The 22669-nt window shown below is 66.1% G+C and carries 18 protein-coding genes; 9 read left to right on the top strand and 9 right to left on the bottom strand.

Annotation, left to right across the window (positions count from 1 at the left end; translation table 11 throughout):
• Nucleotide 1 precedes the first annotated feature (1 nt).
• Complete coding sequence (gene trpE / locus ISP20_RS17200) at nucleotides 2-1477, bottom strand: anthranilate synthase component I (RefSeq protein WP_204637322.1); 1476 nt, start codon at nucleotides 1475-1477, stop codon at nucleotides 2-4.
• A gap of 156 nt (nucleotides 1478-1633) precedes the next feature.
• Between trpE and ISP20_RS17205 the strand changes: the two genes are divergently transcribed.
• A complete protein-coding gene (locus ISP20_RS17205) occupies nucleotides 1634-2830 on the top strand; it encodes a hypothetical protein (RefSeq protein ID WP_204637323.1) in 1197 nt (398 codons plus the stop codon).
• 104 nt (nucleotides 2831-2934) lie between these two features.
• Here ISP20_RS17205 and ISP20_RS17210 read toward each other — a convergent pair whose 3' ends face one another.
• The 3 genes from ISP20_RS17210 to pdsR are packed head-to-tail and all read right to left on the bottom strand — an operon-like array spanning nucleotide 2935 to nucleotide 6284.
• Nucleotides 2935-4947 (bottom strand): ATP-binding protein, encoded by a 2013-nt coding sequence (locus ISP20_RS17210; RefSeq protein WP_204637324.1) that lies wholly within the window; start codon nucleotides 4945-4947, stop codon nucleotides 2935-2937.
• A 45-nt stretch (nucleotides 4948-4992) separates the two neighbouring features.
• Nucleotides 4993-5595: a hypothetical protein gene (locus ISP20_RS17215; protein WP_204637325.1), complete on the bottom strand. Its 603-nt coding sequence runs from the start codon at nucleotides 5593-5595 to the stop codon at nucleotides 4993-4995.
• On the bottom strand, nucleotides 5595-6284 hold the full coding sequence (gene pdsR, locus ISP20_RS17220) for a proteobacterial dedicated sortase system response regulator (protein WP_046972653.1): 690 nt from the start codon (nucleotides 6282-6284) through the stop codon (nucleotides 5595-5597). The genes ISP20_RS17215 and pdsR overlap by 1 nt, the downstream gene beginning before the upstream one ends.
• Before the next feature lie 378 nt (nucleotides 6285-6662).
• Here pdsR and ISP20_RS17225 point away from each other — a divergent pair, with 378 nt between their 5' ends.
• On the top strand, nucleotides 6663-6803 hold the full coding sequence (locus ISP20_RS17225; protein WP_204637326.1) for a hypothetical protein: 141 nt from the start codon (nucleotides 6663-6665) through the stop codon (nucleotides 6801-6803).
• A 242-nt stretch (nucleotides 6804-7045) separates the two neighbouring features.
• Here the strand turns inward: ISP20_RS17225 and rpe are convergent, their stop codons facing one another.
• From rpe to ISP20_RS17240, 3 genes are all read right to left on the bottom strand, one after another.
• Entirely contained in the window at nucleotides 7046-7726 is a 681-nt protein-coding gene (rpe, locus tag ISP20_RS17230; protein ID WP_204637327.1) for a ribulose-phosphate 3-epimerase, read from the bottom strand.
• 99 nt (nucleotides 7727-7825) lie between these two features.
• Nucleotides 7826-8632, bottom strand: coding sequence for a co-chaperone DjlA (gene djlA, locus ISP20_RS17235; protein WP_204637328.1), 807 nt, complete (start codon nucleotides 8630-8632; stop codon nucleotides 7826-7828).
• Nucleotides 8629-8979, bottom strand: coding sequence for a c-type cytochrome (locus ISP20_RS17240; RefSeq protein ID WP_204637329.1), 351 nt, complete (start codon nucleotides 8977-8979; stop codon nucleotides 8629-8631). The genes djlA and ISP20_RS17240 overlap by 4 nt, the downstream gene beginning before the upstream one ends.
• A 194-nt stretch (nucleotides 8980-9173) precedes the next feature.
• Here ISP20_RS17240 and ISP20_RS17245 point away from each other — a divergent pair, with 194 nt between their 5' ends.
• From ISP20_RS17245 to ISP20_RS17255, 3 genes are all read left to right on the top strand, one after another.
• Nucleotides 9174-10070, top strand: coding sequence for a phosphoribosylaminoimidazolesuccinocarboxamide synthase (locus ISP20_RS17245; protein WP_204637330.1), 897 nt, complete (start codon nucleotides 9174-9176; stop codon nucleotides 10068-10070).
• A gap of 13 nt (nucleotides 10071-10083) precedes the next feature.
• Entirely contained in the window at nucleotides 10084-10554 is a 471-nt protein-coding gene (locus ISP20_RS17250; protein WP_239535990.1) for an Mpo1 family 2-hydroxy fatty acid dioxygenase, read from the top strand.
• A gap of 205 nt (nucleotides 10555-10759) precedes the next feature.
• Nucleotides 10760-11167 (top strand): hypothetical protein, encoded by a 408-nt coding sequence (locus tag ISP20_RS17255; RefSeq protein WP_204637331.1) that lies wholly within the window; start codon nucleotides 10760-10762, stop codon nucleotides 11165-11167.
• Between the two features lie 98 nt (nucleotides 11168-11265).
• Here ISP20_RS17255 and ISP20_RS17260 read toward each other — a convergent pair whose 3' ends face one another.
• The gene (locus ISP20_RS17260) at nucleotides 11266-13452 is read right to left on the bottom strand and encodes a beta-agarase (protein WP_204637332.1); all 2187 of its coding nucleotides are present in this window, start codon (nucleotides 13450-13452) and stop codon (nucleotides 11266-11268) included.
• Between the two features lie 91 nt (nucleotides 13453-13543).
• A complete protein-coding gene (locus ISP20_RS17265; RefSeq protein ID WP_204637333.1) occupies nucleotides 13544-14875 on the bottom strand; it encodes an APC family permease in 1332 nt (443 codons plus the stop codon).
• A gap of 216 nt (nucleotides 14876-15091) precedes the next feature.
• On the opposite strand from ISP20_RS17265, the gene ISP20_RS17270 reads away from it, so the two are divergent.
• The 4 genes from ISP20_RS17270 (at nucleotide 15092) to ISP20_RS17285 (ending at nucleotide 22663) form a co-directional block, all read left to right on the top strand.
• Complete coding sequence (locus tag ISP20_RS17270; RefSeq protein ID WP_204637334.1) at nucleotides 15092-16417, top strand: peptidase MATCAP family protein; 1326 nt, start codon at nucleotides 15092-15094, stop codon at nucleotides 16415-16417.
• Nucleotides 16418-16557: 140 nt separating this feature from the next.
• Nucleotides 16558-17658 (top strand): DNA polymerase IV, encoded by a 1101-nt coding sequence (gene dinB, locus ISP20_RS17275; RefSeq protein ID WP_204637335.1) that lies wholly within the window; start codon nucleotides 16558-16560, stop codon nucleotides 17656-17658.
• A gap of 169 nt (nucleotides 17659-17827) precedes the next feature.
• Complete coding sequence (locus tag ISP20_RS17280) at nucleotides 17828-20719, top strand: TonB-dependent receptor domain-containing protein (RefSeq protein WP_204637336.1); 2892 nt, start codon at nucleotides 17828-17830, stop codon at nucleotides 20717-20719.
• A 75-nt stretch (nucleotides 20720-20794) separates the two neighbouring features.
• Nucleotides 20795-22663 carry a tetratricopeptide repeat-containing sulfotransferase family protein gene (locus tag ISP20_RS17285; protein WP_239535994.1) on the top strand — a complete coding sequence of 623 codons (1869 nt, stop codon included), beginning with the start codon at nucleotides 20795-20797 and terminating at the stop codon, nucleotides 22661-22663.
• Nucleotides 22664-22669: the final 6 nt, after the last annotated feature.

Consider the following 22669-nt stretch of genomic DNA (forward strand, 5'->3'; position numbering starts at 1 on the left):
CTCACAACCCCTTGGCGGCCTGGGCCACCGCACGGAACAGCGCGCGGCCCTTGCTCATGGTTTCTTCCCACTCCGACGCCGGATCGGAGTCGTACACGATGCCCGCGCCGGCCTGGACGTGCAGACGTCCATCCTGGATCACCGCCGTGCGGATGGCGATGGCGGTGTCCGCATCGCCCCACCAGCCGATCCAGCCGATCGCTCCGGCGTAGATGTTGCGCTTGTACGGCTCCAGCTCCTGGATGATTTCCAGCGCGCGGATCTTCGGCGCACCGCTGAGCGTGCCTGCCGGGAAGGTGGCCTTGAGCACGTCCATGTAGCCCACCTCGGGACGAACGTTGCCCTGCACCTGCGAGACGATGTGCATCACGTGCGAGTAGCGCTCGACCACGAACGACTCGCTCACTTCCACGCTGCCGGTGTCGCTGATGCGGCCGATGTCGTTGCGGCCCAGGTCGATCAGCATCACGTGCTCGGCGCGCTCCTTCGGATCGGCCAGCAGCTCGGCTTCCAGCGCCTGGTCTTCTTCCTCGGTCGCGCCGCGCTTGCGCGTGCCGGCGAGCGGACGCACGACGACCTTGCCGTCCTTCAGGCGGGCGAGGATTTCCGGCGAGGAGCCCACGATCTGGGTCGTGCCCAGGTCCACGAAATACATGTACGGCGACGGATTGAGCGCGCGCAGCGCGCGGTACACGTCCACCGGACGCGCGTTGAAACCCACACTGAGGCGCTGCGACGGCACCACCTGGAAGATGTCGCCCGCGCGGATGTATTCCTTGGCGCGCTCCACCATCGCCTCGAACTCCTCCTTGGTGAAGGAGGACTTGAAGTCGCTTTCGTCCAGCGCCGTGCTCTGGTTGATCTGCGGGTACGACACGCCGCTCTGGCGCAGTCGATAGACCAGCGCATCGAGCCGGCGCTGCGCCGCCGTATAGGCGTGCGGCTGCGAGGGATCGGCATGCACGATCAGGTACAGGCGGCCCTTGAGGTTGTCGAACACAGCGACTTCCTCGGCCAGCATCAGCAGCACGTCCGGCGTGCCCAGCTCGTCGGCGCGATCCCACTGGGCCAGGCGCGGCTCGATATAGCCGATGGTCTCGAAGCCGAAGTAACCCACCAGGCCGCCGCTGAAGGCCGGCAGCTGCGGCAGACGCGGCACGTCGTACTGCTGGCGCAGTACTTCGATTTCGCCCAGCGGATCGGCCACGTGGCGGCGCTCGGTCACTTCGCCGGCATCTTCCACTTCCAGCTCGTGGCCGCGAAAGCGAAACACGCGCTTGGCAGGCAGGCCGATGATGGAATAACGACCCCAGGTGGCGCCGCCTTCGACCGATTCGAACAGGAAGGTATACGGGCCGTCGGCCAGCTTCAGGTACACCGACAAAGGCGTGTCGAGGTCGGAAAACACCTCGCGCACCAGCGGGATGCGGGTATGACCCTGCGCTGCCAGCGCGTCGAAATCGTCTCGGGAAATCACGTGGGGGATCCGGATGGCCAAGCTTGAACGAGCATTGTAGGGCTAGCGGGCTGGCGAACCGAAGGGCCGGACGGCACACGCATGGCTTGTCGGCCCGCGCTGGCACGCCTACCCTTGGGCTATCGGTGCAGGTCGCTGCATCCGCAGGGGAAATCGATGGGTATGGACCACCGTTGCCTGGTACTTTCCGGCCGCCTGCTTGATGGGCAGGATGCGGCCGCCGTGCACGAGCGCCTGGCCGCCGCCTTCGGCATGGAGATGGCAGGTTTCCGCGAACGTGTTTTCTCGCGGGCTCCCTTGATCATCCGCCGCGGCCTCGAGGCCGATGCCGCCGAAGCCCAGGCAGCGCAATTGCGCGGGATGGGCGTGGAGGCCGACGTATGGCCCGACGGCGATCGCCTGATCTGGCTGCGCCGCGACAACCAGGTGCGCGGCCCGCTGCCCGAGGCCGCCCTGAATCGTTACGCCGAAGCCGGCGACCAGTGGTGCCACGACGGCGGACAAAGCTGGTTCGCCTGGGAATCGGCGGCGGTTGGCACCGAGCCGCCCGTACTGCCCGTGGACGAGCTGGCTGCCGAACATGCCGGTTTCCCTCCTGCCGAGCCTTTCCTGCAGGAAGCCAGCGTGCCCGCATCGCACGAGCCACCACCGCTTCCCGTCGCCGCTCCCGCGGCACCGGCCAAGCGGCGCTATTCCACCGCGGCGGTGTTCGCGGCCTTGTTCGCCGTGCTGGCCTTGCTGTGGCACCCGCTTTCGCCGGTCGCGTTGCTGGTGGCGATCGCAGCGCTGGTCTATCTGTACCCGCGTCCGCTGCTGCGTGGACGGGCGGTGGCGGTGATTGCCGTGGTGCTCAGCGCGACGGCACTGGTGCTGTGGATGCAAAAACCTGTGGCCGTGCCGGTGGCGCAGCCGTATGTGCCACGCCCGCTCAAGCCGTTGTCGCAAAGCGCGCCGCCGACTGTCGCCAATGCGCAGTGCGTGGCCAAGACCGCCACGCCGAAGAACGACGAAGACCGCTTCCTGCTCACCGGCGAGCGCCTGCTGACCGGTCGCGCCCAACGCAAAGGCGACACCTACGTAGCCGAGGCGGCCGTCTCGATCGACGAGCAATGCCAGCCGGCTGCGCTGCAGCTCTATGTGTTCCACAACGGCGTGTTCATCGGCACGGTGCTGGATACGGCCACCCACATGGCCGATGCCAAGCTGACCGATTTCGACCTGGTGGACGACCAGCACCTGCGCGTGACGCTGGCCCAATGCAGCGACAAGCCGGCGAGTTGCGCGGCAACGACGGTGCGTCAGTTTGCGGTGCTGCCGGGCGGTGGTGGTTGGACGTTGGGTGAGGTGAAGTAGAGCGACATCGTTTTCATCCCTGTGGGAGCGCACCCTGTGCGCGACTGCTCTGTTGTGTGCCAGTCGCGCACAGGGTGCGCTCCCACAAGGGTATTTGCAGGAAATCAGAGCCGCTGACGCGGCATGCCGTGCAGCTGCAGCGTGAACGCCACGCCGCTGCCGTCTTCCAGGTTGCGCGCCATTGCCACGCCGCCGTGGCGTTCGGCGACCAGGCGCACCACGTAGAGACCCAGCCCCAGATGCGGCGCATCGCCGGGTGTGGCCTTGTCGCGCAGGCTCACCAGCGAGTCGAACAGGCGGCCTTGCATCGCCGCCGGCAGCGGCGGCCCCTGATTGGCCAGCTCGATCTCCGCGCCTTCATGGGTGGCGCGCAAGGTCAGCCGCAGCCAGCCGCCTTCGGGCGTGAACGACAGTGCGTTGTCGAACAGCTTGTCCAGCGCCTGCGCGATCAGTTCGGGTGCGCAATGCATGGTCATCGGCGCGTGCGGCAACACGGTTTCCATGCGGCGGGTGCCCGCCAGCGGGCGATATGCCTCGCTGCAGCCGCGCACGACCGCGACCAGGTCGACGTCTTCCGGTTCGGCCGCGGCGATGGCGCGCTCCATCCGGCTGGCTTCGCTCATCGCGCGCACCAGCATGCCCAGCCGCGCCACGCCATCGCGGGCTCGCTGCAGGTACGGCGCCGCGTCGGGCGGCATCGCGTGTTCGGCTTCCAGCGCATGCTCGAGGTTGTCGAGCGAGGATTTCACGATCGCCAGCGGCGTGTTCAATTCGTGCGACAGCTTGGACGCCAGCGTGCGCAGGTAATCCGTATAGCCGCCCACCACTTCGAACAGGCGCTCGAAGCTGCGCGCCAGGTCGCCGATCTCGTCCTCCGACGAGGTCATCGGGAACGGGCCGTCCAGACGTCCATCGTTCAACTGCGCGCGTTCGGCCGCATCGCGCAGGCGGCCGAGGCGAATGCTCAAGCGGGTGGCGAAGATCAACAGAATCGCTCCCGCCACCAGCAGCACGCCAAAGCTGGTCAGCAACAGGCCGAGCAGCGCGCGATTGGCCAGCAGCGGCACCGCGCGGCTGGCCTGCTCCAACAGCAGCACGCCGCGCACCTGGCCATCGCGTTCGATCGGCACGGCGGCCGCCAGCACCACGCTGCCGCGGGCCTCGCCCTGCCGCCACAAGGTGGCGGGCTTGCCGGCGCTGGCTTCGCGTACTTCGCCCACGTCCAGGCGCGGCACGTCGTCCGTCCACAGCTCCGCCTCGTCGACCCGGTTGGCCAGCAGCGAGCGATAGACCAGCGAGGCGAACCAGCCGGGCTGATCGCCCGGCCCGGTGCCCGGCGTGGCGAGGCGGCCGGTCTGCGCCAGCAGCCAGCCCTGCGGCGCCAGCACGCGCGCCTGCACGCCATCGAGCGCGAGCAAACCCAATTCCTTCGACAGCGTCTTGGAGTAGGTGATCAATGGCCGGCTTTGCACGGCTTCGGGGTCTCCGCCCGTGGCGGGATCGAAGACCGCCAATCCCAAGGCATCCAGGCCGGAGCTGCGCGGCACGCGCAATTCCACCCGATAGCCACTGCCGTCTTCCTGCCATTGCGCGGTGATGCGAGCGGGCAAGCCGTCCACCGGCGGATCGAGCGGGCGCGCCGTGACCACTCCCGGCGCCGAACTGGCCAGCAGGAAACGCCGCGACTGCTCGCCCTTGCCGAGGCTCAACACCAGATGGTCGGCGCGCAACGCGTTCGGATCGTCCGCGTCGGCGCGCGTGCGCTGTGCGCCACGCACTTCGGCATAGAGATACAGCCAGTCGGCGTCCTCGGCGAGCAGCAGCTTGCCGCGCTTGTCCAGCGGCTGGCTCCATGGCGTAAGCGGCGCCCAGTCGTCGCCGTAACCGTCGACGGTGATGGGATTGGCCGCGTCCTGCACGTACCACACCGGGCCGGCCGGCGGCAGCGGCGCATCGGTGACCACCAGACTGCGCGCCATCGCGCGCGCCGAAGCGGTGAGCGCCTGCGCCTGGCCTTCGCGCAACAGGGTTTCCATCTGCCGCACGTACAGCCAGCCTGCCACCGGCAGGGCCAGCGTGCAGAGCGCGACGAGCAGGAGTTTGCGACGAAGGTTCATGGCGCGAACGATAGTGGGCGGGAGCGCAAAAGTCGTGGCGCCGATTCAGCGGGTCGCCTTGGCCTTCCCGTTCTTCGCGCCCGCTTCGTCCTTGTACCTGAGGTACTTCGAGTGCTCGACCACGCGCTGGAACGCGGCCATGAGCTCCGCTTTCTTCGGGTCGTCATGCGCCAAGGTCATCGACCAGCTGAGGCGGATGCCGGTGGCCAGGCCGGGATCGCAGAACACCACCAGGTCGTCCTTGTGGTCGGTGCCTTCGAAATGCACGCCGCGGCATGCCATGAGCTTGTTGTCGATGGCCAGCGCATCGACCTTCGCGGCGGGATCGCGCGCGAGGTAATGGTGCCTGTCGTCCTGCAGCTCGGCTTCGAGCGAGGACAGTTTGGACGGCCAAACATTGAGCACCATCACGCGCTCCGGATCGCCGGTCCAATCCCCTTGATACATGACCAGGTTCACGCCGATGGCCTTGGCGTACATGCAGCAGTCCTGGGTCCAGCCATCGGGACGATCGGTCAGGATCGACCATCCGGGAACCTCGCCGTCCGCCTTGCCAAAGACCAGCACGCCCGCGTCTTTTTCCATGCCGCCTGCATGGCCGGCCACCGATACGAACGCAAGCACAAGCAACACCCACCAACGCCTCATCACGGCTTCCATCGATAACCCACGCCATGCACCGTTTCGATGGCGTCGAACTCCGGCGCCACGGCGATGAATTTCTTGCGGATGCGCTTGATGTGCGAGGTGATGGTGGCGTCGTCCACCACCAGTTCCGCTTCGCGCATCAGCTGGTCGCGATTTTTCACGTGGCCCGGGAAGCGCACCAGCGTGTGCACCATCCAGAACTCGGTGACGGTGAGCGGGATTTCCTCGTGGTTCCAGGTGATCCGCATGCGCTCGGATTCGAGCTTGAGCGGGCCGTGCTCGATCACCGTCTCGCTGCTGGCCGGCACCTTCAGCGATTCGATGCGGCGGAACAGCGCCGCGATGCGCGCTGCCAGCTGGTGCAGGCTGGTGTCCTTGCTGAGGTAGTCGTCCGCGCCCAGGCGCAGGCCGGAGATCACGTCGAAATCCGAATCGCGCGCGGTGAGGAAGATGATCGGCAGCGTGGCCGACTTGGCGCGCAGCTCGCGGCAGAGGTCGAAGCCGCCCTCGGGCTCGTCGCCCAACCCGATGTCGATGATGACCAGCTCGGGCAGGCGCATCGCGAACGCGCTGGAGGCTTCCTGCCGCGAGCCGTAGCCGCGCGTTTCGTAGCCGAAGCGGTTGAGCGCTTCGACGTAGTTCGCGCGGATCAGCGGCTCGTCTTCGACGATGGCGATACTGCGGCCCATGATTCACTCCTTAGGATGCTCGCCGGAAGCGTGAAGCCTAGGCTCAGGCCGCGCAAGCCATGCCCGCGCACTGCCCGCGTTTCGCCATGCTGGGCCGGCGTCGCGCCATAGTCGGGTGGAACCCGGTCACGCTTCGGAGGTGGCGCCCGATGGCGGGCAGATCTTGCCCGCGTTTTGCCAGATCCGGGGCCCGACCCATGCCCGCACCGGTCGCCCAATGGGCTTGTCCTTGCAGGAGTCCCGATTCATGCGTCCCACCGGCCAGCCCAACGTCGATCCCAATGCCGAACTGCGCGGCTTCGAGCCGCTTCGCGTGGTCTTGGCACTCGGGGGGCTATTACTGGGCCTGGTCATGAGCCTGCACTGAGGAGACCACCCATGAATGGCGATATCGACCCGACCGACCCGTTCTTCGCTTTACCCGTGGAAGCCATGGACGCGGCTGGTGCGCATGGAAGCGCGCCGGCCGCCGGGGCCGATGAGCCCGATCCGGACTGGCAGCCTGTCTACTGTTTCTGACCGTTCCCATCCTAGGCACGTTCCTTCCCCGCCCTCGGGCGGGGATTTTTTTGTGCGTTAACAAAGCGCTATCGAAAGATGATGACGCGTAAACGGGAACCAAAGCGCAAAAACCCGGTCACAAGTTCTGACGGTCGCGGATTCTTGCCGTGGATCGGTGGCCGTTGTGTGGTCTCCTCACACGTCGTTCCGACGAAACTTCTCCCGGCGCTCACGCGCCGGGATTTTTCTTTCCGGGCTCGTCAACCGCGTACAGCGGCCAGCTGCTGGTGCATCGCCTCGATCACCGCCTTGTAGTCCGGCGCGTTGAAGATGGCCGATCCCGCCACGAAGGTGTCCGCGCCCGCGGCCGAAATCTCGCCGATATTGGCAGCGGTGACGCCACCATCGATCTCCAGGCGGATCGGCCGCCCGCTCTCATCGATGCGGCGACGCACTTCGCGCAGCTTGTCCAGCGCCGAAGGGATGAACTTCTGCCCGCCGAAGCCCGGGTTCACCGACATCAGCAGGATCAGGTCGAGCTTGTCCATCACGTAGTCGAGCCAGTCCAGCGAGGTCGCCGGGTTGAACACCAGGCCGGCCTGGCAACCGGAATCCTTGATCAGGCCGAGGGTGCGATCCACATGCTCGCTCGCTTCCGGATGGAAGCTGATCACGCTGGCGCCCGCCTTGGCGAAGTCCGGCACGATGCGGTCCACCGGCTTGACCATCAGATGCACGTCGATCGGCGCGGTAATGCCGTAGTCGCGCAAAGCCTTGAGCACCATCGGGCCCATGGTGAGGTTGGGCACGTAATGGTTGTCCATCACGTCGAAGTGCACCCAGTCCGCGCCGGCGGCGAGCGCCTTGGCCGTGTCCTCGCCCAGCCGGGCGAAGTCGGCGGAAAGAATGGACGGGGCGATGACGTTGGCTTGCTTGCTCATGATCCGGTTTCCTGTAGGAGCGCACCTATGTGCGCGACCTGAGGTGATTCAGTGCCTGCAGTCGCGCACAGGGTGCGCTCCCACAGGTCACGGCAAAGTTTATTTGAACCCGCGCTCGGCCTTGATCCGCTCATACGCGGCATTGATTTCGCTGGCGCGCGATTCGGCCTGCTTGCGCATCGCCTCGGGCAGGTCGCCCAGGCGATCCGGATGGTGTTCGGAAATCAGCTTGCGGTAGGCGCGCTTCACGGCGCGGTCGTCCACATCGCGCGCGATGCCGAGCACGGTGTACGGATCAGGGCCGTTGGTATTGCGCTGCGGCGGCACGTAGCCGCCATTGCCGCGTTGATTGTAGCCGCGCGAACCACCGGTGGCATTCCAGGCATAGCCCTTCATGGCCATCAGCGCCATCAGTTCCATGTCGCTCACGCGCAGCGCAAAGGCGAGCTGGCGCAGGATGGCCATCTTCTCCGGCGGCGGGTTGCCTTCGGCGATCACCGTTTCGATCACCACATCCAGCACCGGAAAGGCATGGTCGCGGCGCAGGCCGACCCAGCGGCGCAATTGCTCGATGGCCGGGGTGACGTCGAACTCCGGCTGCTTGCCGGCGTTGAACGCCGTGATGGCCTGCTTGCGCGGCTCGTGCTCCAGGCCCATGCGCTGCATGACGCGCTCGGCGACGGCGATCTCGGCTTCGGACACGCGGCCATCGGCTTTGGCCACCGCGCCCAACAAGGCGAACAGCGGGCTGATGTAGCCGCCCGCCTGGGGCGTAGCGCGACGGCGCTGGCCCTGGCGCAGGCTATCGATGATGAAACCGGTGATGCCCCCCACCACGGCACCGGGAAGCCCGTGACCGAAGATCAGACCAAAGAGGGCAAGCCAGAGGGTCCAGGTGAAGTTCATGGGTTGCCTTGGGTGGGCACGGACGGCGTCTGCGCGCTGTACCAGCGCACCAGTTCATCGAGGTCGGCGTCGCTCATGGGCCCGATCGCCGCGCGCATCAAGGGCACGTTGCGACGTCCATCGCGGTACTGCTTGAGTGCTTCGCGCAGATAGTCGAGCTTCTGCCCGGCGAGGTTGGGCGCGCCCGGAATCTGCGCCATGCCGGTTTCGCCATGGCAGGCGGCGCACAGGCCCAGGCGCGCGGGCTTGGGCCCGGCAGCCTGCGCCGACGCCACGGCGCCATAGGCCAGCGCAACGCCGGCAAGGCAGCGGAACAACGAAGCTAGACGGCGGGGCGGCTGGGCCATCGCAAAGACCGGGGCTCAAAAAGCGCCAAGTCTAGCAGCCAGCGCAATAGTCGCCGGCCGCGGCTTGAGGTCGCCCTGCCTCGCGCGCCGGCGCCAGCCGGTACAATGGACGGCTTGTATCGCGGCCCGTCCGGGCCGTACCGCCGATTTTCCGTCCTGCCCCGCCAGGCCGGGCCTTCCAGGAGCGTAAGACCGTGCCCACCACCCTGCTGCAATCGAATCTTCCGGGCCTCGAGCTGATCCATCGCGGCAAGGTGCGCGACGTTTATGCCCTGCCGGAAAACCGCTTGCTGATCGTGGCCAGCGACCGCCTGTCGGCGTTCGACGTGGTGCTGCCCGATCCGATTCCGGGCAAGGGCGAGATGCTTACGCAGATCTCCAACTTCTGGTTCGCCAAGACCGCGCACCTGGTGCCCAACCACCTGCTCGACGTGCCGCTGGCCGAGGTGCTGCCCGCCGGCACCGACCTGAAGCTGTACGAGAAGCGTGCCGTGGTCACCCGCCGCCTGAAGCCGGTGCCGGTGGAAGCGATCGCGCGCGGCTACATCATCGGCTCGGGCTGGAAGGACTACCAGGCCAGCGGCTCGCTGTGCGGCATCAAGCTGCCGGCCGGGCTGAAGCAGGCGCAGCAGTTGCCGGAACCGATCTTCACTCCGTCGACCAAGGCAGCCGTGGGCGACCACGACGAGAACGTGAGCTTCGACGCGGTGGTCGCGGCAGTGGGCCCGGCGCTTGCCGAGCAGGTACGCGAAGCGACGCTCTCGATCTACCAATGGGCTGCTGCATATGCGGCCGAGCGCGGCATCATCATCGCCGACACCAAGTTCGAGTTCGGCACCGACGAGAACGGCAAGCTCTACGTGATGGACGAGATGCTCACGCCCGACTCCTCGCGTTTCTGGCCGGCCGATTCGTACCAGGTCGGCATCAGCCCGCCCAGCTACGACAAGCAGTTCGTGCGCGACTACCTGGAAACGCTGGACTGGAACAAGAAGGCGCCGGGTCCGAACGTGCCCGCCGACGTGATCGCCGCCACCGCGGCCAAGTACGCCGAAGCGCTGCAGCGTCTGGCCGACATCACCGTCGATTGAGCGGAGCGCATCGATGGCCGATTCGACGCAAGGCATGCAGGCGTGGCTCGACAGCTATAGCAACGATCACCAGCATCCGACCAACCGCCTGCTGCACTGGATCTGCGTGCCGCTGATCCTGTGGTGCGCGATCGCCATGATGTGGACGATTCCGGTGCCGCCGATGATCGGACGTCCCGGTTTCTGGGCCGTGCTCGCCCTGGTGCTGGCGTTTACCTGGTACTGGAAGAAATCGCATCGCCTCGCGGCGGCCTTGCTGGTGGTGCTGGTGCTGCTGTGCCTGCTCACCGAATTCGCCTATCGCACGCTGGGTGCCCACAACCTGCTGCTCACCGGCATTGGCGTGTTCGTGGTGGCGTGGATCGGGCAGTTCATCGGCCATGCCATCGAAGGGCGCCGGCCGAGCTTCTTTACCGATCTGGCGTATTTGCTGGTGGGGCCGGCGTGGTTGATGGACAAGTTGTTGCGGCGCTTTGGTGTGTAGATCACCCACCTATCCGTCATTCCGGCGCAGGCCGGAATCCAGCGACTGTAGTGGTCGGTTATTGCGTCAACGCCAAAGCATGGCTCTGATCGCGAAAACCCTGCACTGACGCTACTGGATTCCGGCCTGCGCCGGAATGACGAGCAAGAAGAGCGCGCAATCTCCCATCCATGCCGAATACAAATAGAGAAAACAGGAAAGCCGCATGACCACCCTGCTCACCGTTATCAGCACCCTGCTCTGGTGGGTGCTCTACAGCAGCATCGGCGCGTTGTTCTTCGCGATTGTCGCGTGGTCGGTGCTGCGATGGGTGGAGCGGTGCGCGGTGGTGTTCAACCGCACGTACCTGGCATGCCTGGTGTGGAACCTGATCGGCCTGCTGATCGTGGCCGTCATCGCCATCCACGAAGGCCACACGAAGCCGCCGTATGCGCCGCTGCTCGCCTCGCCGTTGCTGCGCGGTGCGCTGGTGGTGGACATGATCGTGGGCGTGTTCGTGCTGTGGCGGCTTATCCCGCGCGTCGACGCGCACCGCATCCGCCCCACCAGCGCGTGCATGGCGGTAGCAGTGCTGATGGCGGTGGCGTACGGCGCGGCCACCAGCCTCGCCTAAACCGCTTTCTGTAGGAGCGCACCCTGTGCGCGACACCCGATCGCGAGGAACGCCGCAGTCGCGCACAGGGTGCGCTTCCACAGGATTACCCTGGCGCTTCAGTAACCGGTCTTGCGATTGGCAGCGCGCACCGCTTCGACGAAATGCGTGAACGGCCGGTCGGTGATCGCCACCAGGCCGATGTGCGCGTTCTCGCCATCGAGCAGACGACCCGTCACCGGCTGATCCACATACTGGAACCAGTGCACGCCCACGATGGCCGGATTGGCCACGGCATCGGCCACGTAGTGCGCATAGGCTTCGCCGCGCTGCTGCTCGTTCCACACTGGCACCACGCCCTTGCCAAACGGGCCGCGATCGTCCGAGCCGAAATGGAACTCGGTGATCAAGGCCGGCTTATCGAGCTTGGCGAACGCGGCTGCATCGAACGCATGCTCGGGCACGTCGGCATACCCGTTGAAGCTCACCACGTCGCAGAACTGCGCGCATGACGCCACGGCTTCCGGCGTATGCACCGCGAAGCGGCCGCCCAGGAACAGGTGATGCGGGTCGTGCTTGTGGATGGCCTGCGCAACCGTGCGGAAATACTGGTCAGCGTACGTGCGCAGCCAGGCGCTGTAGTCGTCGGCGATGGCGGGATGCGTCTCGTCGGGATTCGGTGCGGCGAAGTTGGTGGCGTCCAGCGCTTCCCATGCATCCAGCGAAATGCCCCAGGCGGCCGCCAGCTTCGCGGGCGTGCCGTACTTTTTCTTCAACTCGGCGATGAAGGCCTGCTTGGCCGGACTGCGCGCTTCGCCGCGCAACGTGCCTTGCGCGAGCCCCCAGCGTCCTTGCGGACCCTGGCCGGCCCACGCCAGTTCATTGTCGGCGAAGTAGCCGAGCATCCACGGATCGTCGCGCACTTCCTTCGCCGCCTGCGCCGCCGCGACATCCGCGGCCTGGGCAAAGCGCGGATCGAACGGATCGGGCATGCGGCCCCAGTAGTCGTAACCGCTGGAGACATTGCCGAACACGCCCGCGATATTCACCGAGCGCGTATAAGCCATGCGATGCATCTGGCTGAGCGCGTCGTCGCTCCAGTTGCCCAGCGTGTTGAAGCCCCAGTCGTCCAGGCGCTCGATCGTGCGCGTGCGCCAGGCCTGCCGCCAGTGACGCCCATCGGCGAGGAACAGGTTGGCCGAGTAGTAATCGAACCACTTGCCCTGGTGATAGGCGATGCCAGCCGAAGCGGTCTGGTCACCCGTCGATTTTCCGGTGCTGCCGTAGAACGGCGTCCAGCGACCGCTGTCGCGCGGCAGATCCTTGAACATGAACTCGCGGCCTTCGATGTAGGTGCGGCCGCCGTCGTCATCGACCACGTTCACGCCCAGCGAGAAGAACGCGTGCCCTTCCGGCGTCACCAACTGCCAGCGACCATTGCGCTGCTCGGTGCGGAACCACCCAGTAGCCTTGAATGCCGGCATGTCGGTGCGGCCGCCGTAGCGATCGAAACCCTTGTGCTGGGTCGGCGCCTCCGCCGTTGCGCCCGGCTTGGTCTTCGGACGGCCGCCGCGCAACACCTCGTCGGTGTCCACCTTGCCGGGCCACTGGCCGCGCGTGTACTGGCCCCACGCATCGACGATGCCGGTATAGGCATCGCGCAAATCATGATCGCCGCGCGAAGTATCGAGCTTGCCGAACAGCAGCGTCTGCGCCGCCGTGGGCGCCGGCATGCCCAGGCGCACGGCTTTCACATGCGCCAGATCCAGCGTGCCTTCCACCGTGGTCGCCACGAACACGCGCTTGCCGCCGGACATGTACGGCATCGGCGGCCCCGCCTGCATGCCCATCGCCCGCGGCGAGGTGGCGTGCAGCGGAATCACCAGGGTCTGCGGCGGCCCGGCCGGAATGCCGACCGTGGCGTGCAGATGATCGCCCTGCTTCATGCCATCGATGTCGACGGTCAGCGTGACCGCCCACTGCATGGCGTTCTGCATGTCGACGCGCAGCGCGCCTTCCTTCGACCAGTCGCCCTTGTCCAGCACCACCGTGACCTGCGGCTGCGGCGACGGCTGGAACACGTAGCGCTGCAACGACATGCCTTCGACGGTCACCGGCTTGCCATCGAGCACCACATGATCGAGCGTGGTTTCCGGCTTCTGCGGCGCAGGCGCGGCCGGCGTGCTGGCAGCGGGAGCCTGACTCGCGGCGGCATGGCTGAGATCGGCCCGGTCGGTGTCGCTGGCCTTGTGGCAACCGGCAAGCGCCAGCAGGCAGGCGACGGCAAGGGGAGCGATCCGGTTCATCGGCGGCTCGGCGCAGGGAAATGGCGGCAGTATGCCTGCGCCGTCTGAAGGCCGCCTTGCTGGATCGGCGCACTTTCTTGCACTGAGGTCATCATGCCGACCTTCTCTGCCATGCGCGCCATGCGTAGTAGACAGGCACGCCGACGAGGATCAGCACCAGGCTCATGCCGGCATCTCCGGGCGAATGAATGGCCGTCGCCACGATCACGCCCAACACCGTGCAGACGAACAGCAGCGGCAGCAACGGATACAACGGCACCCGATACGGCGACGGCTCGTTGCGAAAACGACGGCGATACCAGAACAGCGTCGAGATGCCGAACGCGTGCGACAACCACTCGCCCACCGTGGTGTAGTCGACCAGTTGGCCGAAGCTGCCCGAGATCACCAGCACGATGGCCCAGCCGCCCAGCACCGCCAACGCCACGCGTGGTGCATGCGAGCGCTCATGGATGCGGCCCACCGGACCAAACAACATGCCATCGGCACCCATCGTCTGCAGCACGCGCGCACCGCCCGCGATGGCAATGCTGCAGTAACCGAAGGTGGAGCAGGCGATGCCCACCGCGATGAGGGTCGCGCCGCTTTCGCCGAACAGACGGCGCATCAGGTCCGCCGCGGGCGCCTGGCTCGCGGCGAGGCCTGCATGGCCCAGCCCGGCGAGATAAGCGAAGTTGACCAGCACGTAGCACACCACCACGCCGCCCAGCCCGAGGCCCAGCGCGCGCGGCAAGGTGCGTTGCGGCTCGCGCACCTCGCCCGCCAGATCGTTGAGATAGTGGAAGCCGCCATAGGTGAACAGCACCGGCAGCAAGGCACCGAGCAGGGCGCCGGGCGGCAGCGATTTGCTGGTGTCGGTGGCGAGCACGTTGCCGAACTGGCCATGCGCCAGGATCACGCCCGCGATCACCACCAGGGCGATGGCCGACAGCTTCAACAGCGTGAACACGTTCAACATGCGCGAGCCCGCGCGAATGCCGAAGAAATTGACGCCCACGATGAACGCGATGGCACCGGCCGCCACCGGCTTCACCCACAGGTGCGGCGACAGCCCGATCGCGGTGCACAAGTAATCGGCAAAGGTGGTGGCCACCGCCGCCACGCTGCCGGGGTAATTGATCAGCGCCATGGTCCAGCCGAACAGGAAGGCCGGCAGCTGGCCATAGGCCTCGCGCAGATAGATGTAGACGCCACCGGCCTGCGGCCTGCGCGCACCCAGCTCCGCGTAGCAGAGCACGCCGGCCAGCGTGAGCAGGCCACCGATGGCCCACAGCGTGAGCAATTGCGTGCCCGAGGAGGTGCGCTCGGCCACGGTGGACGCACTGCGGAAAATGCCGGCGCCAATCACGCCGCCGATGACGATGGCCGCCGCGTCCCAGGTGCCCAGGCGGCGCAGATACGCGGAAGAAGTCTCAGCGGTCATGGGGCGGCACGGCTTCCTACGCGACGGATACGAATCACGGACGATAGCGGACTGCGCCCCACTCTTCGACATCCCGCTGCAACCTGCTGGAGCGAGACCCTTTTTTTCGTGCGCGCGGGCGAACCTTCGCCGTTACATCACGGCGGTGCGGGCAAAGTGCCGGTTCCCGTCGCTGCAACGCTGGCCATGCGCCCCGGCCAGCCCTGAGGAGGCGTCATGAGCACCGTCGCAAGCGCCCTTCGCCCCGAGGACGACAAGACCCTCGGCCCCTTGCTCGAATGCGATCGCCAGCTGCTCGCGATCGGCAAGAAGATCCGCGTACTGAAGGCCATCGACTGGCCGGCCTCGATGGAGGCGACCTTCATGGCCTCCTGGGCCAAGGGCAATCCGGTGTTGCCGCAGCCGCCGCTGCGCCATCCGGACCTGAGCGGCGAAGCGGCTGCGCTGAAGACCCTGATGGACAAGGTCGATCGCGGCCACCCCATCGGCGACTGGCTGTTCAAGACCGCGTGGAGCTATCGCACGGCCGCGCAGATGCTGATGAACATCGGCACCGAGCGCTTCACGCAGTGCTCCACGGCGTTGTATGGCCGGCCCGACACGACGTATCGCAGCCAGACCTCCAATGCCGTCGATGCCGCCAGGGACCTGCTCGCCATCAGCGACGACCTGATCAACCGCGAGGAGATCCCGCGCGTCGCCGCCGATATTCCCGCCGAGGAATTCGCCCAGCGCCTGCGCGAGCGGCTCGGCCCGTTCTTCGACAAGGACAAGGTCGAAGTGCTGCTCGACCCGGAGCTGCCGTCGAAGGCAACGGCGGGCAGCAAGAGCATCAACCTGCGCTCGACCGCGCTGTTCTCCGCGCTCGACCTGGAGCAGCTCACCGAACACGAGGCGTTCGTGCATACCGCCACGCTACTCAACGGCAAGCATCAGCCGTACTTCAAATCGCTGGGCCTGGGTTCGCCGCGCACCACGCGCACGCAGGAAGGACTGGCCACGTTCTCGGAGATCATCACCGGCGCGATCGACCTGAACCGGCTGCGCCGCATCGCCTTGCGCGTGGTGGCGGTGAAGAACGCCCTGGACGGCGCGGACTTCATCGAGGTGTTCCGCGGTTTCCTGGACGCCGGACAATCGCCCACCGAGAGCTACCAGAGCGCCGCACGCATCTTCCGCGGCGGCGATCCGAAGGGCCGCATCTGCTTCACCAAGGACGGCGCTTACCTGGAAGGCGTGATGATCGTCTACGTGTTCATCCGCAAGGTGCTGCAGGCGGGGCATGCGGAAATGCTGCCGATGTTGTTCGCCGGGCGCGTCACCACTTCCGACGTCATCACGCTGAGCCCGTATCTGCACGACGGGCTGATCGCGCGTGCCGTCTATGTGCCGCCGTGGGCGCGCAACCCGCAGCGCATCCTCTCGCTGATGGCCTTCTTCACCGCGGCGCAGCGCTTCCGTCTCGACACCTTCGAGCTCAATCGCTTCGTCGAGTTTGAGGAGGAGCGCATCGAGGAGAGCCTGCAGGCGTTGTGGCAGTGAGGTATACCAGTCGCGCACAGGGTGCGCTCCCACAGATGATGCGATCCTCCTTTGCGGGAGCGCACCCTGTGCGCGACAAGCCACACGCAGCGACGCCGTTTCGTGCTTGACTATGCCCTCCCCTCACCGCTCTCGTCGCTGTGCCGCCACCCCGCAAGATCATCCATGTGGACATGGACGCGTTCTACGCGTCGGTGGAGCAGCGCGACGATCCCTCGTTGCGCGGCAAGCCGGTGGTGGTGGCGTGGCGCGGTGCGCGCTCGGTGGTCTGTGCCGCGAGCTATGAAGCGCGCAAGTTCGGCGTGCGCTCGGCGATGCCTGCCGTGCGTGCGGAACGGCTGTGTCCCCAGGCGATCTTCGTGCCGCCCGATTTCGGCCGCTACAAGGCGGTGTCGCGGCAGGTGCGCGAGATCTTCGCGCGGCACACCGAGCTGATCGAGCCGCTGTCGCTCGACGAGGCCTACCTCGACGTCACCAGCACCCACACCCAGCTGCCCTCGGCAACAGCAACGGCGGAGGCGATCCGGGCCGCCATCCGCGAAGAGACCCAGCTCACCGCCTCGGCCGGCGTGGCGCCCAACAAGTTTCTCGCCAAGATCGCGTCAGACTGGCGCAAGCCTGATGGGATTTTCGTGATCCGCCCTCATCAGGTGGAGGCATTCCTCGCGCCCCTGCCCGTTGGACGGTTGCCCGGCGTAGGCAAGGTGATGGAGGCCAAGCTGACGGAGCTGGGCATCGCCACCGTAGGCGATCTCCGGCAACGCGGCGCGATGGAGCTGGAGCAGCGCTTCGGCCGCTGGGGACGGCGCCTGCATGAACTCTCGCTGGGCATCGACGACCACGCCGTGCAACCGGATCGTCCTACCCTGCAGGTATCGGCCGAAGACACGTTCGAGCACGACCTGCCGCTGGACGAAATCGCACCTCATATCCGCCGACTCGCAGAGAAGGCCTGGGCCGCGCACGAGCGTGAGGCTTCCGGAGAGCACGCGCGGGTAGCGCGGACAGTCGTGCTCAAGCTCAAGACGTCGGACTTCCAGACGCTGACCCGCAGCTTCACTCCTTCTTCACGCCCCGACTCCGCCAGCGACGTCGCCGAGATCGCCTGCGCGCTGCGCGACCGCGTGGAAAAACCGGCGGAAACACGCTATCGCCTGGTCGGTGTTGGGCTGGCGGGTTTCGTCGAGGTCGACAGTTTTGCGGCGCAAAGCGATCTCTTCGCCAACATTGGTTTCAGTTGAAACCACGTAGGAAGTAAACCTAGGTCGAAAGAATTGTTAAAGAGGCCTTGTCTAGACACCCATTTCCTGAAAGAGTGGCCTCGGGGAACCCATCAAGCGGTGCAACACCTATAGACGTCTAGGCGCCTATAGCGGGGACTCTTTTGCCTACGAATTCGGGGAGACAACCATGCAGTCCAATTACAATCGTCTATCGATAGCGGTGCGTTTGGCCCTTTCTGTTGGTATCGCTTCCACGGCCGCCATGGCCCAGGCACAGGACGCAACGAACAAGGACGCATCGAACGCACAGAGTCAGGGCACCAACGATCAACAACCCGCGAACAAGGCCAGCGCCAAGACGCTTACTGCCGTCTCGGTCACCGGCTCGCTGATTCGCCGCGTGGACGCGGAGACGGCCAGCCCGGTCGTCACGCTGGATCGCGCAGCCATCACCAACAACGGCAGCCCGACCCTGGGCAACGTGTTGCAGGCCCTGCCCAGCATTTCGGGCAATGCCACCAATACGCAGAACAACAGCAACGGCGGCGGCGGCGCGAGCCCCACGCTGGAAGGTGGCGATGGCGCGGCACGCGTATCGCTGCGCGGCCTGGGCGTGACCCGCACGCTGGTACTGGTCGACGGCCAACGTTTGGCCAACCAAGACGTCAACATGATCCCGCAGAACATGATCGAGCGCGTGGACGTGCTGGCTGAAGGCGCCTCGACGGTGTACGGCTCCGACGCCATCGGCGGCGTGGTTAACTTCATCTTGCGCAAGGACTTCAAGGGCGCCGAGCTCAGCGTGAACGATGGCATTTCCAGCCATGGCGACGCGCAGCGCCACGGCGGCCAGTTCACCGTGGGCGCCAGTGGCGAGGAAGGCAACATCGTCGCCGGCGTCGACTACAACAAGTACAGCCCGGTGCTCGCCACCCGTCGCGGCTTCTCGTCCCACCAGCTGTATCTTTCCAGCGGCGTGGTGAACGCTGCGGGCTCGGGCACCATTCCCTCTGGCCGCATTCTTATTCCGGGCAGCTCGCCCGCCGCGGCCGGCTGCGCACTCAATTCGCAGGGCAACACGTACGTCACGCTGGGCAACGGCAACGGCAGCAGCCTGGGCAACTACCGCTGCTACGGCGGCGCCGGCGATACCTTCAATTACAACGCCTACAACTACATCCAGACCCAGCAGGAACGTAGCAACTTCTTCGTGTCCGGCAACTACAAGATCGCCGACAGCGTGACGTTCTTCGGCGATGCGTTCTACAACCACACCAGCTCCAGTGGTCAGGATGCACCGGCGCCGACCAGCGTCGGCGACGGCTGGAATGTGCTGGCCAGCAACCCGATCAATCCGTTCGGCGTGACCTTCAGCCAGGGCACCATCGGCGATCCGAACACGAGCGGCTACCAGCTCAGCACGCGCCTCACCGGCCTGGGCACGCGCCTGCATACCTTCACCACCGACAACTATCAGCTCAATGCCGGCCTGCGCGGTGCGTTCGGTCAGAGCACGTGGATCTGGGATGCCAGCTTCGACTACGGCCACACCCGCCGTGTGCAGACCAACTACAACGAAGTGAACGTGCCGGCCTTCCAGGCGGCCATCGACGGCGGCGCCAACATCTTCAACCAGGCCGATCCGGCCGTCACTGCGCTGCTGAAGAATGGCGTGGATGCACCGCAGTACACGCTCACCAGCAGCATGAAGCAGGCGCAGGCGAATGCTTCCGGCAGCCTCTGGGATCTCCCGGCCGGCTCCATGCAGCTCTCGGTCGGCGCGCTGTATCGCAAGTCCACGCTCGACTACAACGTCACCAGCGACGCCCTGCTCGACCCGGCCACCAACACCTGTGTGGTGCTGTCCGAAGCTTGCGGCTCGCCCGGCGGCGGCAGCATCGACGTCAAGGAAGTCTATGCCGAAACGCTGATTCCGCTGCTTTCGGAACAGCCGTGGGCGTACTCGTTGAATGTCGACCTGGGTGTGCGCTATTCCGACTACAACACCTCGGGCAACACCACCAACGGCAAGTTCGCGATCGAGTATCGGCCGATCGCCGACCTGCTCATGCGCGGCACGGTCTCGCAGGTCTTCCGCGCGCCCAACCTCGATGAGTTGTACGACGGTCGCACGGTCGCCGGCCCCACGGTTTCGGACCCATGCGTGGGTCTGAGCCAGGCCGAACTCAACCAGCACACCGCTGCCTGCCAGAACGTTCCCGTCAACTGGACGGGCAACCCGCTCGGTCAGGTCACCGGCTACTACTCCGGCGCGGCCGCCGTGGGCACCTCGCTCAAGCCTGAGCAGGGCAAGTCGATCGATATCGGCTTCGTCTATTCGCCCAGCTGGCTGGAAGGCGTATCGAGCTCGCTGGATTTCTGGCACATCTACCTGACGGACACGCTCACCCCGATTGCCGCGCAGACCGTGCTGAACTCGTGCTACGCCAACAACAACAGTCCGTATTGCTCGTACATCAACCGCTACGACAACACCAGCAAGCTGGCGGGTGCGGTCAATTACATCAATACGCCGGTGGTGAACCTGGGCAACCTGAGCACGAGCGGCGTCGACTTCACCTTGAACTATGCCATCCCGCATTTCGACGTGGGCAGCGTAGACCCGGGTAGGTTCAAGGCCGGACTCAACGCCACCTATACCTCCACCTACAAAGTAGACGCTACGCCGAATCAGCCTGGTGCAAGCACCGTCGACTACGCGGGCACCTATTCGCAGCAGTTCGGCAATATCTCGCGTCTGCGCGGCACGTTCACCCTCAACTGGGCGCTGGGCAACTGGAGCGCCCAGTGGCAGAGCCGCTACATCAACCACGTCACCAACCTCAACGCCGACTTCCTGACCGGAGCCAGCGCGCAGATGGGTGGCATCACCTATCACTCGATCTCGGCAGGCTACGAAGTCCCGGTCATCAAGACGCGTTTCGACCTGGGCATCGACAACCTGACCGGCCGCGTGCCGCCGCTGATCTACCAGAACGGCGTCAACTACAACGTCGACACCGCCACTTACGACACCATCGGCCGCTACTACTGGGCTCGTGCGACGGTGAAGTTCTAAGCGAGGTCGTTCGAAGCAGCAAAACCAAAGGCCGCGGCGATCCAGCCGCGGCCTTTTCGCTGTTAGCATGCGGCGATGTCCAAGCCCCCTTCCACCGCCGAGGTTGCCACGCGCATGCTCGCTGCCTATCACGGCGGCGATATGGCGACGGTGCTGGCGCTGGGCGAATCCGTGGCGCAGGCCGGCGATGCCGGCGACACCGTGCTGCTCCTGCTGGGCGCGGCGCAGCAGTCTCAATTCAAACTCGACGATGCGCTGGCCAGCTTCCGCCGCCTCGTCGATCGCCGTCCCGACGTCGCCGAATACTGGAACAACCTGGCCGTCGTCGCGCGCCAGCTGGACGACCTGCCCACGGCGGAACACGCGCTGCGGCAGGCGCTTTCGCTGGCGCCGCAGGAGGCCCAGATCCACTACAACCTCGGCCTGCTCTACGCGCAGCAGCAACGATGGTTGCAGGCACGGGAGGCACTGCTGGAAGCGGTGCAGTTGGTGCCCGCCTTCATCGATGCACGGCTGCAGGCCGCCTATGCCTGCCATGTGTGCGGCGACAACAGCGGCGAACAGGCGATGCTGGACGGTGCCGAAGCGTGGCCGCCTCAGCCGGTGGAGCAGGCGCTGATCCTTGCCACCATGCTCGCCACCCAGGGCTGCCTGCCGGACGCGTTCGCGGCGCTCGACAAAGCCGTGCTGCCCGAGGGCGAGCAAGCCCAGGTCGCTCGCTGGCGGCTCGCCGCCCGGCGCGCCGCCCTGCACGAGCGCAACAACCGCATCGAACAAGCCCAGGCGGAACTGGCCGCACTGCCGCTGGAAATGCTGGAGACGCTCCCCGCCGTCAACCAAGCCCTGCGCAGCGAGGGACTGAGCGCTCACGCGGCTGTAGCGGCTCGACTCGGCGACAGCACCGGCGCGGCCACGCTCAGCCAGCGCATCCTCGATACCGCGCAGGAGCACGACGTGCGCGCCAATGCCGCGTTCGCCCTCGCTGCCGCGCTGGCCAAACAGGGGCAGCACCAGCAGGCCTGGCGGGCTGCGGAAATGGCGCACGAGGTCCAGCTCGCCACTGCACGCGACATCGTTCCCGAACTGCTCGCCGAAGGAAGCCGGCCGTTGGCGATGACGGCCCACGGCGTCAGCCATCGTGAACATGATGGATGGCGCACGCTCGATGGGCCGCGAAAGCAGGACAGTCCGGTGTTCGTCGTGGGCTTTCCGCGTTCGGGCACCACGCTGCTGGAACAGATGCTCGACGCACACCCCGACTTCCGCTCGATGGACGAACGCGCCTTCGTCTACGAGCTGACCGAGCGGATGAATCTCGCCGGCCAACCGTATCCAGCGGGACTGGCGAACCTGAGCCAGGGCGAAGCCGACCAGTTGCGCGCGATCTATCGTCAACTGGCGGCCAAGGTCGTGCCCGGGCTCGGCGCCCATCGCCTGGTCGACAAGAATCCGCTGAACATGCTGTGCCTGCCGATGATCGCGCGCCTGTTTCCCGAGGCTCGCATCATTCTCTGCCTGCGGCATCCGTGCGACGTGCTGCTGAGCTGCTTCATGCAGCCCTTCCGCTCGCCCGCTTTCATGGTGATGTGCTCATCGCTGCAGCGCCTCGCCGAGGGCTACGTCCAGGCCTTCGAGCACTGGTTCGGCAACGTGGAGGTGTTGGCGCCACGGGTGCTGGAATGGCGCTACGAATCGGTGGTCGAACGCTTCGACGAGCAGGTGAGCCGCGTCGGCCAGTTCCTCGAGCTGGCCGATGCATCGCCCATGGCCCGCTTCGCCGAGCATGCGCGGGCCAAGGGATACATCAGTACGCCCAGCTACGCTCAGGTCACCGAGGGCATCCACCGCAAGGCGGTGAATCGCTGGCATGCTTACCGCGACATGTTCGAACCCGTGCTGCCCATCCTGCAGCCCATGATGGAGCGCCTGGGTTACGACGCCTGACTTTTA

Source organism: Dyella kyungheensis, from assembly GCF_016905005.1.
GTDB classification, from domain to species: domain Bacteria; phylum Pseudomonadota; class Gammaproteobacteria; order Xanthomonadales; family Rhodanobacteraceae; genus Dyella; species Dyella kyungheensis.